Annotated in this window: 14 protein-coding genes; 12 read left to right on the forward strand and 2 right to left on the reverse strand. The window is 52.6% G+C overall.

Going from position 1 to position 14,096, the window contains the following annotated elements; genetic code table 11:
• Nucleotides 1-6 precede the first annotated feature (6 nt).
• Together IPG22_02535 and IPG22_02540 are read left to right on the forward strand one after the other, a co-directional pair.
• Nucleotides 7-585: a hypothetical protein gene (locus IPG22_02535; GenBank protein ID MBK6587185.1), complete on the forward strand. Its 579-nt coding sequence runs from the start codon at nt 7-9 to the stop codon at nt 583-585.
• A 5-nt stretch (nt 586-590) separates the two neighbouring features.
• Entirely contained in the window at nt 591-836 is a 246-nt protein-coding gene (locus IPG22_02540; protein ID MBK6587186.1) for a hypothetical protein, read from the forward strand.
• Nucleotides 837-979: 143 nt separating this feature from the next.
• Here IPG22_02540 and ybeY read toward each other — a convergent pair whose 3' ends face one another.
• Nucleotides 980-1,447 (reverse strand): rRNA maturation RNase YbeY, encoded by a 468-nt coding sequence (gene ybeY / locus IPG22_02545; GenBank protein ID MBK6587187.1) that lies wholly within the window; start codon nt 1,445-1,447, stop codon nt 980-982.
• Nucleotides 1,448-1,450: 3 nt separating this feature from the next.
• Nucleotides 1,451-2,413, reverse strand: coding sequence for a PhoH family protein (locus tag IPG22_02550; protein MBK6587188.1), 963 nt, complete (start codon nt 2,411-2,413; stop codon nt 1,451-1,453).
• Nucleotides 2,414-2,628: 215 nt separating this feature from the next.
• On the opposite strand from IPG22_02550, the gene atpD reads away from it, so the two are divergent.
• The 10 genes from atpD (at nt 2,629) to IPG22_02600 (ending at nt 13,397) form a co-directional block, all read left to right on the forward strand.
• Nucleotides 2,629-4,143 (forward strand): F0F1 ATP synthase subunit beta, encoded by a 1,515-nt coding sequence (gene atpD / locus IPG22_02555; GenBank protein ID MBK6587189.1) that lies wholly within the window; start codon nt 2,629-2,631, stop codon nt 4,141-4,143.
• Nucleotides 4,144-4,193: 50 nt separating this feature from the next.
• Nucleotides 4,194-4,580 carry a four helix bundle protein gene (locus IPG22_02560; protein MBK6587190.1) on the forward strand — a complete coding sequence of 129 codons (387 nt, stop codon included), beginning with the start codon at nt 4,194-4,196 and terminating at the stop codon, nt 4,578-4,580.
• A 42-nt stretch (nt 4,581-4,622) separates the two neighbouring features.
• Entirely contained in the window at nt 4,623-5,024 is a 402-nt protein-coding gene (locus tag IPG22_02565; GenBank protein ID MBK6587191.1) for a F0F1 ATP synthase subunit epsilon, read from the forward strand.
• 364 nt (nt 5,025-5,388) lie between these two features.
• Nucleotides 5,389-8,295, forward strand: coding sequence for a LamG domain-containing protein (locus IPG22_02570; protein ID MBK6587192.1), 2,907 nt, complete (start codon nt 5,389-5,391; stop codon nt 8,293-8,295).
• Nucleotides 8,296-8,524: 229 nt separating this feature from the next.
• Nucleotides 8,525-10,951, forward strand: a complete 2,427-nt coding sequence (locus IPG22_02575) for a hypothetical protein (protein MBK6587193.1) — start codon at nt 8,525-8,527, stop codon at nt 10,949-10,951.
• Between the two features lie 2 nt (nt 10,952-10,953).
• Nucleotides 10,954-11,496 (forward strand): hypothetical protein, encoded by a 543-nt coding sequence (locus tag IPG22_02580; GenBank protein MBK6587194.1) that lies wholly within the window; start codon nt 10,954-10,956, stop codon nt 11,494-11,496.
• A gap of 81 nt (nt 11,497-11,577) precedes the next feature.
• Nucleotides 11,578-11,919 (forward strand): hypothetical protein, encoded by a 342-nt coding sequence (locus IPG22_02585; protein MBK6587195.1) that lies wholly within the window; start codon nt 11,578-11,580, stop codon nt 11,917-11,919.
• 129 nt (nt 11,920-12,048) lie between these two features.
• Complete coding sequence (locus IPG22_02590; GenBank protein ID MBK6587196.1) at nt 12,049-12,276, forward strand: hypothetical protein; 228 nt, start codon at nt 12,049-12,051, stop codon at nt 12,274-12,276.
• Between the two features lie 122 nt (nt 12,277-12,398).
• Nucleotides 12,399-12,881, forward strand: coding sequence for a hypothetical protein (locus IPG22_02595; GenBank protein MBK6587197.1), 483 nt, complete (start codon nt 12,399-12,401; stop codon nt 12,879-12,881).
• A gap of 216 nt (nt 12,882-13,097) precedes the next feature.
• Nucleotides 13,098-13,397 (forward strand): hypothetical protein, encoded by a 300-nt coding sequence (locus IPG22_02600; GenBank protein MBK6587198.1) that lies wholly within the window; start codon nt 13,098-13,100, stop codon nt 13,395-13,397.
• The last annotated feature ends 699 nt before the right edge of the window (nt 13,398-14,096 follow it).

The raw sequence follows: 14,096 nt of genomic DNA on the forward strand, positions 1-14,096 counted from the left end.
AAAACTATGAGTATATCGCCTAAAAACTACAGACCGCTGCAAATATTTACTATCGTGATGTTGGCACTTGGCTTCGGATGCTTCGCAAACGTGTTTTCCCAAACGAATAAACGTATCGAAGAGATCCGCAAGATCTATCAGGATGTAAATAAAAGGGTCGCCGAATGCGACGAAAACGGCGACACCTCAAACACGTTTTTGATGGAGGTCGTTGTCAATAAGAACAATGGTTCGTATCCGGCAGTCGGGATCTATAGATCGATCGTCAAATTTTATTATACATTTGGCGACCGCGAAAAAGATCCCTATCCGAATCGTTTGCTGAAAATTTTGACCACGACCAATCGTTCGGCAATGACTGAGACCTCTGAGTTTCTTTTTGATGAGAAAAGAAATTTGATCTTCTATTTTGAGAAAAATGAAACCGAAAAAAGGCTGTATTTTGCTTCGGGAAATCCGATTCAAATTCTGGAGGGAAAGAAAATGATTGACGTCGGGAGCAAGTCGGCGGATCAGATTCGCCGACAACTTTCCAAACAAGCGGCACGACTCGCGGCAATTTTTCAAAATGGCTTGGAGAACTAAGACGCGTGGGCATCATTTTTGAATATCTGAGGAATCCGGCAACCTTTAAGCGAAGGCAAACTATCGGCTGTCTCGGCGGTTGTTTAGGGATGCCGATCATTTTGGGAGGTATTGCGATCTTGATCTTTGTGATCGAGCGGAGAATGGCAACTCCGTGGGTTTTGATGGTCGGAGCGGTTTTCGGTGCGATTGCCTTTACGGTTTTGTCCATCAGCTACTATCTCTATAAAAGGCAAATAATCGGCAGATGATAGCGACCCAAGAAATGAGGATGTTTGTATAAAATTGGATGCTCTCCGCAAATGATCGGAAGGCGAACGGTTCAGTGCGTTAGAGGGATGTTTAGAAACGTTCGCGGAAAACGATAGGATTCGCGAGTTCGTGCTCTCTGAGGTCAGATTTCCAGCAATTCCCGTAATTCGATTTCGCGGGCGTTCATTTCACCGTTGTCGGTTTCGTGATCATAGCCGCAGAGGTGGAGCAGGCCGTGGAGAATAAGTTGTTTGAACTCGCCCTCGAGCGTGAGGTCGTTCTCAAGGGCCTGTTTTGCGGCTTGTTCGGCAGAAATTACTACATCGCCGAGGAAAACCGGGCTTGGAGTCACGCCTTCAGCCGGTTGGTGACTAAAGTCGGTACTTCCACCAAAGTTATCGGGTTCGTGGGGGAATGAGAGGACGTCGGTGGTGGTGGCTTTGCTGCGAAAGAGCTCGTTGAGCTGCTTCATGCGACCGTCGCCGATGAAGGCGACGGTGAAAGTCGAGTTTTCCGATTCCGCGACGGTTTTCGAGAGTCGCGCCACGAATGCACGAATTGGGGCGAGATCGAGCTTGATCTTTCGTTGTAGATTGACGACGTCGGGCATAGGTCAGTGGTCGCCGGGTTCGTTGTCTTCGGAGTTTTGCTCGTAGGCTTTTACGATCATCTGTACCAATTTGTGCCTGACGACATCCTTTTCTGAAAAGTAAACAAATTCAATGCCTTCGAGGTCCGCAAGGACTGTCTCAGCTTCCTTGATGCCGGACTTTTGCCCGCGCGGAAGGTCGATCTGCGTCTTGTCGCCGGTAACGACAGCCTTTGAACCAAAGCCGATGCGGGTCAGGAACATCTTCATCTGCTCGCTGGTCGTGTTTTGGGCTTCGTCCAGGATAATGAACGCATCAGACAGCGTACGTCCTCGCATAAAAGCCAGCGGAGCGATCTCGATGATGCGTTTTTCGAGCATTTTAGTTACTTTCTCCGCATCCACAAGGTCGAAAAGGGCGTCGTAAAGCGGCCTCAAATAAGGATCGACCTTTTCCTGCAGATCGCCGGGCAGGAACCCAAGCCGTTCACCGGCTTCGACCGCCGGCCGCGTCAGAATGATCCGGCTGACCTGTTTCTTGAAAAGGGCATCGACCGCCATCGCCACCGCGAGGTAGCTTTTGCCAGTTCCGGCCACACCAATGCCAAAAACCAAATCGTTCGCCGCGATCGCGTCGAGGTACTTTCGCTGGTTCGCAGTTTTTGGGGCAACTGCCTTTTTGCCGGCCGGATTGAAGCGTGCCTTAAGAAAGTGGTCTTTCAGCGTGTACGCCCCGTCCTCAGCGATCTGCTTAAAGGCGTCGCGTAGTTCTTTGTCAGTAAATGTATTGCCATCGGCAAACAGATCACCAAAATCGGTGAGGATCTGCTCGACCGTCTTGATATCTCGTTCATCGCCGTCGATGAGCAGCTCATTACCACGAGCCCCGATCGAAACGTCGAGCAGAGTTTCAAGATATTTAATGTTCTGGTCCTGAACGCCGAAAAGCGTATTTAGTCCCTGCGTTGGTAGTTCTAGTTTCTTCAAAGGATTATTGGGTGTTCGATGAGGGTCACGGGATCATTGTTTAGTACTTGCGTCATTTTTCAAATCATACAACAGATCGCTGCGGTAATAAATGAGCAAAATAGTATCGAAAACGTCGACCCTAGCCTTTGCGCCGCTCGATTCCGTTGTGATATCCTTACTCCTTTGTAATAAGTCCGCTTATTACCTTTATATATTAGGAGCAACTTTTAATAATGGCCACAGATGGTAACGGACAGATCGGTAAGGTTGTACAGATCATCGGTCCTGTCGTTGACGTAGAATTTTCAGATAATTATTTACCGCCGATCTATCAGGCGCTTCGCATCACCAGCGAAGGCTTCGATGTCGAGGCTAAGATCGACGTTGTCGCCGAAGTGCAGCAGCACCTTGGCGAAGGCCGCGTGCGTGCGGTCTCGATGCTGCCGACCGATGGTATGGTCCGCGGCATGAAGGTCATCGACCTCGGCGGCCCGATCATGGTTCCCGTTGGCGGAGCAACTCTCGGCCGCGTTATGAACGTCATCGGCGATCCGGTCGACGAACTCGGCCCGGTTAGCTCGGAAACGAAATCCTCGATCCATCGCCACGCTCCGTCATTTGACGAACAGTCGACCTCGCTCGAAATGTTCGAAACGGGCATCAAGGTCATCGACCTTGTCCAGCCGTTCCTTCGCGGTGGTAAGATCGGCCTCTTCGGCGGAGCCGGCGTCGGTAAGACAGTTCTCATCATGGAGCTGATCAATAACGTCGCTATCGGTTCTGACGGATTCTCGGTTTTCGCCGGTGTTGGTGAACGTACCCGTGAGGGCAACGACCTTCTCCGCGAAATGGTCGAGTCCAAAGTTATCAAGTACGGCGACAAATTTAACGAGCATATGGAAAAGACCGGCGAGTTCGATCTTTCCCTCGTTGATAAGAATGAGATCAAGGGCTCTAAGGTGTCCTTAGTATATGGTCAGATGACCGAGCCTCCAGGAGCCCGTCTCCGTGTTGCTCTCTCGGGTTTGACCGTTGCTGAATATTTCCGCGATCAGGGGAACGACGTTCTCTTCTTCGTCGATAACATTTTCAGATTTACGCAGGCTGGTTCAGAAGTGTCCGCACTTCTCGGACGTATGCCGTCCGCTGTGGGCTATCAGCCGACGCTGGCTTCGGAAATGGGCGAGATGCAGGAACGCATCACCTCGACCAAGACCGGTGCTATCACGTCGATCCAGGCTGTGTACGTTCCGGCCGACGATTACACCGATCCGGCACCGGCGACGACCTTTGCTCACCTCGATGCTGTTACGGCTCTGTCGCGACAGATCGTTGAGCTTGGAATTTACCCGGCGGTCGACCCGCTCGCTTCGAACTCGCGTATCCTTGATCCGCAGATCGTCGGCGACGACCATTATGATACGGCACAGTCTGTTAAGAAGATCCTCCAACGCTACAAGGATCTGCAGGACATCATCGCTATCCTTGGTTTGGACGAACTCAGCGAAGATGACAAATTAACAGTTGCCCGTGCTCGTAAGATCCAGCGTTTCTTCTCGCAGCCGTTCTTCGTCGGTGAACAGTTCACCGGCTTGAAAGGTGAATACGTTAAGATCGAAGACACCATCAAGGGTTTCAAAGAGATCCTCGAAGGTAAATGCGACGATATGCCCGAGCAGTCCTTCTACATGGTCGGCACGATCGAGCAGGCCAGAGAAAAGGCCGCCAAGATGGCAGCCGCTGCCTAGACGAATCGATCTTTGATTTTTGACCTTTGATCTTAGATTTTTCCAAAAGAATGGAAAAGACTAATTTTGAAAATCTTGATATCTACAAGATCTCCGAATCTTTAGCCGATGCAATTTGGCAAATGGCAATGGGTTGGGGGCGAATCGCTCAAGATACGGTCGGAAAACAGATCATTCGATCGGCAGACGGTATTGGGGCAAATATATCCGAGGGCAGTGGTCGCGGGACTCCAGCCGATAACCGGAGGTTTTTGAGAATGGCTAGGGGATCGCTCTATGAAACAAGGCACTGGCTCCGCCGGGCCCATCAAAGGGATCTCCTTACCGAGGCGAACACGAAAGTTTTTTCGGAACTAATAAACGAACTAACGCCAAAGTTAAATGCGTACATACGCAAGGTAGACGAAACAGCCCGCAAAACAACGCGGGAGAAATAATAGGATCGAAGATCAAAGATCAAAGATCCAAAATCAAAGTTCATGCTTAGATTAGAAATAGTCACCCCCGAAAAACGCGTCCTCGATGCCGAGGTAGATTCCGTCACCGTCCCAACGGCGTCGGGTGAGGTCGGCATTCTGCCGAGCCACGCGCCGCTCGTTTCCGCTATCAAGCCGGGCATCCTTTCCTTTACGGTAAAAGGTGCGACGGATAAACTGGCGATCTCGGGCGGTTTTCTCGAGGTTAACGCTAATAAGGTCGCCGTTCTTGCCGATTCGGCAGAGACGGCTGAAGAGATCGATATCGATGCCGCCCGCACAACGCGTGACGAGGCGGAAAAGGCTTTTGCAGCGGCGGCTTCGCTCTCGCTTGTCGAGACTGAGGCTGTCCGCGAACAACTGGATGCCGCCAACGTCCGTCTGCAGCTAGCAGGCGGCCGGTAACAGCGGGGCATTGCTTAAGTAAAATACTATAGGAGAAACACACTAATTTGACTTTTTATAATAGATATAGCGGTTCGCCGTTATGTAAAAAAAGTTTAACTGTATCCGAAAATACGCTTGACATTAGGGGTGTATTGGGTATAATCCGTGTAGTTCGTTCCGAAAAGTAGTTTATTTAAATTTAGACTGTAGTAAAACGGTGTAGCAATTATTGCCCTGCGTGGGCTGTATTTCCGTTGTCGGTACTGAAAGAAATCAACAACAGATTCGAATCACGAATACTTTAGTTTTTAGGAGAATGAATATGTCATCCAACGCCCGAAAGGGATCGCCTCCGCGGTCCTCAAACACAGGGGTTACAACGATGAAAGCAACGAAGGCAAGGGTCTTCGTGTTTCTTACGTTAGTAATTCTTACGGCCGTTTTTAGTGCTAATGCACTGACGGCTAATGCCACGGCGGCGACGACGGACACTGCGGCTTCGCAGCAGTCTGGTTTTATCGCCTCCAGCTTTAACAATATTTTAAGCTTCTTCGGCCTTGCCGAGGCAGCGAAACCTGCGGCCGCTAGTACCGGCTGTGACACTGCTCCGGAAGGGCTGTTGGCCTGCTACGGCGGCGACCACAACGCATATGATGCTAAAGGCATTCATACTGGTGAGTGGGTCGGTGCTTCCAGATTTGCTGATGGTAAGACAGGAACCGGAGCCTTCAGTTTTGACGGTGGGTCAACGGTAGAGATCCAGAATTCACCGGATCTTAACGTTGACAGCCTCACCGTTGACGGCTGGGTTAATCTCTCGAATAGAGCGGTTATCTTTGGTCTGATCTCGAAAGGTGATGCATATTCACTTGAAGTCCGTAACGGAAATCCGACGTTCGTTTCCATGAACGCTGACGGCGTCCGTGAAGTGCTCACCGCTTCGAATCGGTCAATCGACACTGATAAATGGGTTCATATTGCGGCAACGCACGACGGAACCACTCGACGTCTCTATATAGACGGACAGGAAGTTGCAAGGGACGAGCAGAAAGGTCTCTTCACCGGCGATGAATCGACTCTGAAGATTGGTTCGACACGTGGCCTGACTGTTGATGGTGTTGAGGTTGCTGAGCGGGCTCCATTCGTCGGTCTCGTGGACGAGGTCAAGATCTTTGGCCGTGCGTTAACCGAGAGGGAAATTGGCGTTATTGCTGAAGGCGACAGGCCTAACGCTCCGAACGGCGCGATCACGATCACGCCGGCGACCCTTACCGTCGCTGAAGCAACCGCCGGTGTTGTGCCAATTACGTTCACTCGAGCAGCCGGTGCTAATGCTGGGTTGATGACCCTCGATTTTACCACGGGCACCGGCACTCTGGTCAATGGCGTGGGCTGTAACCCGGGCGATGACGGCGTTTCTCAGAGCGCGGTAGCCTGGGGTGCGGGTCAGACACAGCTCGTTCTTAATCTGACGGTCTGCAACGATGCTGTTCCTGAGCCTACGGAAACTTTGATCATTACGATCACCTCAGCTCCGGCCGGAGACACCTTCGCAGGGCAAAGCAGCACGATCACGGTCACTGACGAAGATGCTATCACGTCGATATCGGCGGTTTCGGCTCCTTCCCTTGAGGATGCAGCCACACAGCTCAGCTACACGTTTTCGCGAGCGGGTGTTCCGAACAACTTCCCGCTGCGTGTCAACTTTACGCACGGCGGCGGTCCTGATGCAGCTGACAATAACGCGGCACCAACGATCGATGACCTTACCGTTGATATCGCGGCAAGTACTTGCGATAACGAAACGGTATTTATTAATTCGCCAAACACGGGATTTATCGATATTCCTACTGGGTTGGCTTCATGCACGCTGGTATTCGATACACTCACGGATCTGCGAGTTGAACCGGATGAGAACTATGTCATCACCCTCGCGGCGGGCAACTATACCATCAGTCCTACCGTTGGTGCGAATACCAAGACGGGCGTCATCCTGAATGATGACTTTTCGGCGATCACCTTAAACAGCGATCCCGGTGAAAGCACTGAAGGTAATCCGGGCGCGGCCGGCTCTGTCGCCTTCGATCCGGAGAGAATACAGGATCCTAATAGCCAGTTGCAAACTCTTAACATCCGTTTTGAGACAACGGGTTCTGGTTGCGGAACGGACTATACCGTTACCGTTGGCGGTGGAAATCAGGTTACTGCTTTCAACTGTATCAACGCAACGACCGGACGCGGCGTATTCCAGTACATTGGAGCGGAAGACGATCCGATCAATCTCCCAGTCGTTACTTTTGTTGACGATTCGCGTGTTGAGGCTGACGAACCGGTCACAATGACGATCCTTGCTTTCGATGCTCCGGGAGCTGACCTTCCAGGAGTGCTGAATAACAGCAACACTTATACGATCGGTGCTGACAGTAACGATACTGCAACGATCGACGACGACGATGAAACGATCACGGTCGCTCCTGCGAATTCGCCGTTGTCAGAAGCTGGTCCTGGTGGAATTCAGTTCAACGTTGTTCGTAACTTTAACTCAGTTGGCGGAGCAGTTCCGGATAACGATCCTGCAGTTACTGATGTTTTGACTGTGAATTTCAGCATCTCGTCACTAGCCCCAACGGCTACGCAGGCGAATTGTACTGGTTCTGATTTCACCGTTTCCTCAGGTAGTAATGAGGTTGTGACTTACAACCCGGTCAACTGTACCGGAACGATCGCGTTCCCGGCTGGCGGTGACGTTAATGGTCAGATTCTCGTGACTCCGGTCAACGACAATCTGCCGGAAAACAACGAGACCTTTACGTTGACGATCACGCCTAACACGGGTGCACCAGCTAACAATTATGGCATTGGTCCTGTAGTTGGGCCTGACGGTGCTGTTTCGGGTACCGCTACGGCAGACGGTCAGATCAACAACGACGACCTCCAGGTTATCGTTGGTGTAGCACCGGCGTCCGTTACCGAAGGCAGCCCTTCGGCTCCGAACGCTACAAACATTATCTATACCTTCACGCGTATAGGTGAAACGAACAATCCGACCTGTGCGAACTTCAACGCAACGGGAGTTAGTGCTTCGGCTTTGACCGATTACACGACTTCGTTCGGGGCTGCGACGATCGCTCCTTGTACGAATGCGTTCACGGCAACTGCGGGTGTTTCGCCTGGCAGTATCGGAATCCCTGCAGGAGCAGGTAATCCTGACAATATTGGCGGTGTTCAGGCAAATCAGGCTACGTTTATCGTAAACCCGACTGACGACGCTGATGTCGAAAGCCGATGAAGAAGTCAGATCCGGGTTGATAACCCACTGGCATTGGACAGTTCTACACCGGGTAATCCGGCACAGGCATCAGGCCTCATCCTCAATGACGACGCGGTCGTAAGCATAACGGTTGCTCCGAATGCAGTCCTAGAGGACGGTGCTGCGAACTTGGTTTACACGTTCGAAAGAACACGCGGCACGGCTCGTCCGTTGACTGTTACTCCCAACCCTGACCGGCAGTGCTGGTTTGGATGCTGCAACAGACTTCGAAGGCGGTGTACCGACGCTCGGTAACGGCAAGACGATCATTATCCCAGGCGGTAATGCATCGACAACGCTGGTTATCGATCCGAAGCTCGACACGCTCGTCGAAGCTGATGAAACCGCAACTGCTACGCTCGTTGCAGGGGCAGGCTACACGGTCGGTGCTCCTGGAGCTGCTGCAGGTACGATCACCAATGATGACACCGGCGTTTCGGTTGTTATCACGGGAAGCCAGGGTACGAACACCGCTAAAGAAGGCAACGTTGCTCCATACGCATCGGCTGCTGGTACTCTTACCGCAACCTTCACGCGTACAAGCACTGTTGGTGCACTTAGCGTCAACTTCGTAGTTACGAGCGACACTGGTGCTCTTCAGTCTGACTTCACTGGTGCAACGCTCAGCAACGACGGCAACGCTCCGCTGAATGTTGCATCATTTGCTGACGGTTCGGCAACAGCGACTGTTGTCCTGAACGCAGTGGCAGATAATGACGTCGAGCCTAATGACAACCTTACGGTTACACTCAAGCCCGGCTTGGGATACGCTGACCCAGCAGGTGCTGGTGCTACGTCGACCGGTGTCATCCTCAACGATGACAACGATATCGCTTGCACAGGCCCAACGGGTGGTGCAGTTGGTACCGAAACGGTCGTAACTGAAGGCGGTACATTGACCTATACATGTACCCGAACGTCAGCTGGTGCAGCAGGTGCTGCTAACCTCGCGATCCCGTTCACCGTTACTGGTTCGGCAAGATTCCTCGGCGGCAACGCTGCGGATCCTAACGACTACACCATCGGTGGTGCGGTGTCCGGTGTTTCACAGAACGGCACGGGTGCAACTGGTACCCTGACATTCACGGCCGGTAACCCGGTTGCAACTATCACCATTGCTTCGGTTGATGATGGCGTCGTCGAAGGCGACGAAACCGTTATCGTTGGCTTCAATGCTAACGGAAGTGATGCAGTCAACACGATCGGTGTCACAGCTCCTGGCCCACAAGGCTACGATCTGACCGGCACTTCATTAACTGGTACGATCGGAAACAACGACAACAACGTCAGCGTTGCTGTCTCGATCACGAATCCTGACGCAGCGGGTGACACAGTCAGCGAAAATGGCGGCAGAGGCCTCCGTTACACGTTCACCAGAACGTCGAACGGTGCTAATGCAGCTCAGCAGCTGGATGTTAACTTCGGTGTCGCTGGTACAGCTTGTGCTCTGGCTCCTTGCTCAGGTGCGAGCTCGGCTCGTGACTATGTGCTAACGGGTGCTCAGACAGGGGTTCCGGTTGCTGGTGCTGGTGGTGCTGGTACGGTTCGCTTCCCAGCGGGCTCAGCAAGCAACACGCAGACAGTGTCGTTCATCGTGACGCCGGAAGGCGACGCGATCGTCGAACCGAACGAAACGGTCATCACGACGGTTAACGCAGGTACTGGTTACACTCCAGTTACTGCAACGTCGGTTACTGGTAATATCGGCAACGACGATACGACCTACACGATCCAGTTCTGGGATGCTGTAAACAATGTACCGTTTGGTGCTGGACAGGGCGTGACCGAGGGTAATCCAATTCCTAACGTCGAAACCCTTGTTACCTTCCGTGTGTTCCGTAACGGCCAAAACTCGCCTGCCGGTAACGTCGATGTATCGACCGTTCCTGGTTCAGGTACAGCAGTTGGCGGTGCACCGAACACGGTTTGCCAGCCTGGCCAGGACTACACCGCAGACGGTAGAACACTCGTGTTCAACGCCGCTGCTATTGGTGAGACGTCTACTTTCCAGGACTTCACCATCCGAGTATGTCGCGATTTGGCATTCGAGTTACCTGAAACGTTCGACGCTCAGTTGACGAACCCGACCGGTGGATTCCTTGGTGCTCCGGCAGTTGCAACGGCGACGATCATCGACGACGATGCAGCTCCAACTTTGAGCATCAATAGCATCCAGGTTAACGAAAATGCTGGTACGGCAACCCTTACGGTTACCCAGAGCATCGTATCGACCCTCAACACGTCGTTCTCGTTCAGCACTGGTGCCATGGGCGATACCGCAACAGCTGGCGCTGATTACACGTCTAGTTCAAGCACGGGTTCGATCCCTGCCGGCAGCACGACTGCATCTATCGTCATTCCTATCATTGATGACAACATCGATGAGCCGAATGAATTCTTTACCGTTACCCTTGGTGCGATGCCTACCAATGCGACCATCAATGTTGGAACCGGTACCGTAACCATCATTGATAACGAACCGAACACTCAGTTCGCTATCAATAACGTAGTTCAGATCGAAGGCAACCCGAGTGCACAAGATCCGACGGTAGCATCAACCTCAGCGTTCAACTTCCGTATCACCAGAACCGGTGATGCCCAGGCGAAGCGAAACGGTCTGCTTCCGTACGGTTAACAGTGACATCGAGAATCCTGCGGTCAATCCCTAACCCAGCTATCGGCGGTCCGGGCGGAACTATTCCGTCAAACGTCGGTGAGCCTGATTACACGACCCGAGCAGCTGGCCCGACAAACTGTGTGACCTTTACACAGGGTGGAGCTAGCGTCATCACTGTACCGGTCATCGTCTATGGCGATCTCGTTGCAGAGTTTGACGAATCGTTCACGTTGGAAATTGTCAGCGTTCAGGCGAATGCCGGAACTGCAAATCCTGGTCCAGTGGAAACAAATCCAGTTGATCAGAATGGCAATCCGCGTATCACAGACCGTCTTGGCCTCGGCGTTATCCAGAACGACGACGGTGCTCCTTCGATCGCTCTGTCGGTAGCCAGCCCGGTCACTGAAGGCAACACCCCATCGACTGGTGGTAGCGTAACCTTCACGGTAACCAGAACAGGCAGCACCTCGAACCCGGTAACGGCGGGTGGGCAACCTCGACTGGTTCAGGAACGTCCGCAGCAACCGCTGGTGCATCATGTGCACTCAACAATGCGCTGGTGACTTCGTAACCTCATCAGGTTCGATCACGATCGCAGCCGGTTCATCGACGACGACCTTCACGGTTCCTTACTGTGGAGATCTATGCCGAACTTAACGGAGTCGTTCACGGCGACCCTTTCAGATCCCTTCGAATGGTGTCATCAGCGCGGCATCAGCAACCGCAACCATCAACGACGACGGTGCACGGCTCCGATCATTTCGGTCAGCGACATCAGCGTCTGCCCAACCGGAAAGCGGGACAGCAGCTGCAGTATTCGATCACGAGAACAGGGTGCTTCATACCTCACCTCGACGGTCAGCGTGAACACTGTTGACGGAACGGCAACGACGACGGATAGCGACTATGTCGGTATCTTGACCCCAGGCGGCCAACGGTTCAGCTTCATTAACTGTTCGACCCCTAACCGTACCGGTAACTGTTAACGGCGATACGGTTTGAAACGGATGAAACCTTGCACTTCAGATCGTTGGAGCGTCATCGGATGTTGTAGTTGACCCTGTTGGTGGTGCTGATCCTATCGGACTCGGTGTCATCGTAAACAGTGGTGCCGGATGTACTGGCGACGCGGCCCGAGCTTTGCTCTTGGACCAGTCATTCGGGCTGAAGGCAATGGTGCAGCTGGAACCTCGGCTCCGTTCTACGTAAGACTTACCAGAACGGGTACGACGCAGGTACCGACTGTCATCACCTACAGCACCAGCACCTCAGGTGGCACCGCTACGGGCGCTCATCTTGTACAGCTGGAGTTGACTTCATCAACATTTCGAATGCGACGGTAGCGTTCGCTGCAAACGGCTTTTGCCTCTGCAGTTGGACCTCCGGCTTCCGGACCGAACTAAGTATCGACCTTCCTGTTCAGGTTTGTCAGGATGCAACGTTCGAGCCGAATAAGAAACATTCAATGTTGTTATCAACGGTGCTGGTGAAAGCAGGCGTAATCAATCCGACCGGTTCACCTGCTCTGGTCACGATCGTGAACGACGACGGCCTTGCCTTCGCAGTTCGCTTCCTGGTCCTGGAAGGTGCTGAAGGAAACGTCAGTAACGGCATTACCTTCACCATTGACAGAATCGGTGATTCATCGGTTGCTTCGAACGTCTGCTACCAGTTTGTCGCAGGAACTGCTACTGAAGAACTGACTACATCGGCCTTACGGCTGGGTGCAGCCAACTGTGTTAACTTCGGCTGGTACTATGTCAGCAAACGTAAGCCGTTACGGTTGTCGGTGATACGACTCCTGAGCTTGATGAAACGTTCTTCTTACGTCTCATCAGTGCTACGGCAGAGTACGATCTCGGTCAGCCCTGCAGGAGACAGAGTTGCCACGATCAATGATGACGGCCCGATCCGGTTGCTGCCGGATTCAGAAGGCGAACATCGTTGACGGTAGCAGCGGTGCTGCTGGCGACAACCTCGTTCTCGCGAACGACGTAAGTGCTATCAGACAGTACGTCCTGAACGGTACGGGTTGGGTAACCACACCGAATCGGTTCCAGCGTGCTGACGTTAACCTTCCGTGCGGAAACGGCCAGATCGATTCCGGTGACATTACGAGTCATCAGATCAATCTTGCTCAACAGCACGGCTCTGGTTTCCCAACATGCGGTCCGACGGTTGTCGGCGGTGTACGACCGAAGCTGAAAGGGGTGAATCTCCCGAGGTAGTAGGACGCATCATCCGTGCAGTCAACACCACGACTACAACAGGACAGACGGTAGCCGTCTCGTTCCAGCTCGATTCGCAGGGCGACGAGGCTTCGGCCAGCTTTACGGTAAACTGGAACCCGGCAGTGTTCACATATGTGAGCTCAGCCGCAGGTGCCGGCGTACCAACGGGCACGAACCTTGGGTCAACACCAGCCAGACGGCGGCAGGACGCCTCGGCGTATTGGCGATGCTGAATACGTATGCAGCAGGCACCCGCCAGATCTGACGGTCACGTTCACGGTTGCAGCAAACGCTGCGGTCCGGAACGTATCGGGTGACCTTCTCCGACACCCCGACCGCCCGGGCGTGTCGAATGCTCCGGGGCTTTGCTTGCTACGACCCACCGAAAAGCGGGCAATATCGTCATCGGCCCGACAGCTGCTGGTGTTCGTGTCGGCGGCCGTGTGAAAACAACGGCAGGCGGACCAGCCACTGCGTAATGCACCGTTATACTCACGGATTCGGAAGACAATCGTCGCACTGTTAACTACCGGTTCATTCGGTATCTACGCGTTCGAAGATGTCGAAGCTGGTCAGAGCTATGTTGTCGGCGTGTCGGCAAAACGATATCGTTTTGCTTCACGTGTCGTTAACGTAACTGGCAGCCTTGCTGACGTTGACTTTGTTGGACAAGAATAATTACTTTCCATGGCTTTAACTGAAAGGCGGCCTTCGGGCCGCCTTTTCTTACTATAATTGCCTACGGCGATCTGTACCACGCGATACTGCTTATTGACCCTTACGAACACAAATACTAAAATTAGGAATACGTTCTCCAAGTAAGCTGGCTTTAGCGAAAAATGTTTTAAATAGATTCTTTTTACCCGTACTAAAGGTCAAAATTTGTCACTGCGTTCTTGTCTGCGATTTGCACTCTTAATTGGGTTATTTCC

It is taken from the genome of Acidobacteriota bacterium (genome assembly GCA_016703965.1).
Taxonomy (GTDB): domain Bacteria; phylum Acidobacteriota; class Blastocatellia; order Pyrinomonadales; family Pyrinomonadaceae; genus OLB17.

Excerpts from the sequence above, each read along its gene's own strand:
- IPG22_02535 (MBK6587185.1), top strand. The coding sequence starts at position 7 with ATGAGTATATCGCCTAAAAACTACAGACCGCTGCAAATATTTACTATC.
- ybeY (MBK6587187.1), bottom strand. The coding sequence starts at position 1,447 with ATGCCCGACGTCGTCAATCTACAACGAAAGATCAAGCTCGATCTCGCC.
- atpD (MBK6587189.1), top strand. The coding sequence starts at position 2,629 with ATGGCCACAGATGGTAACGGACAGATCGGTAAGGTTGTACAGATCATC.
- IPG22_02560 (MBK6587190.1), top strand. The coding sequence starts at position 4,194 with ATGGAAAAGACTAATTTTGAAAATCTTGATATCTACAAGATCTCCGAA.
- IPG22_02565 (MBK6587191.1), top strand. The coding sequence starts at position 4,623 with ATGCTTAGATTAGAAATAGTCACCCCCGAAAAACGCGTCCTCGATGCC.
- IPG22_02570 (MBK6587192.1), top strand. The coding sequence starts at position 5,389 with ATGAAAGCAACGAAGGCAAGGGTCTTCGTGTTTCTTACGTTAGTAATT.
- IPG22_02585 (MBK6587195.1), top strand. The coding sequence starts at position 11,578 with ATGCCGAACTTAACGGAGTCGTTCACGGCGACCCTTTCAGATCCCTTC.
- IPG22_02590 (MBK6587196.1), top strand. The coding sequence starts at position 12,049 with ATGTACTGGCGACGCGGCCCGAGCTTTGCTCTTGGACCAGTCATTCGG.
- IPG22_02595 (MBK6587197.1), top strand. The coding sequence starts at position 12,399 with ATGTTGTTATCAACGGTGCTGGTGAAAGCAGGCGTAATCAATCCGACC.
- IPG22_02600 (MBK6587198.1), top strand. The coding sequence starts at position 13,098 with ATGCGGTCCGACGGTTGTCGGCGGTGTACGACCGAAGCTGAAAGGGGT.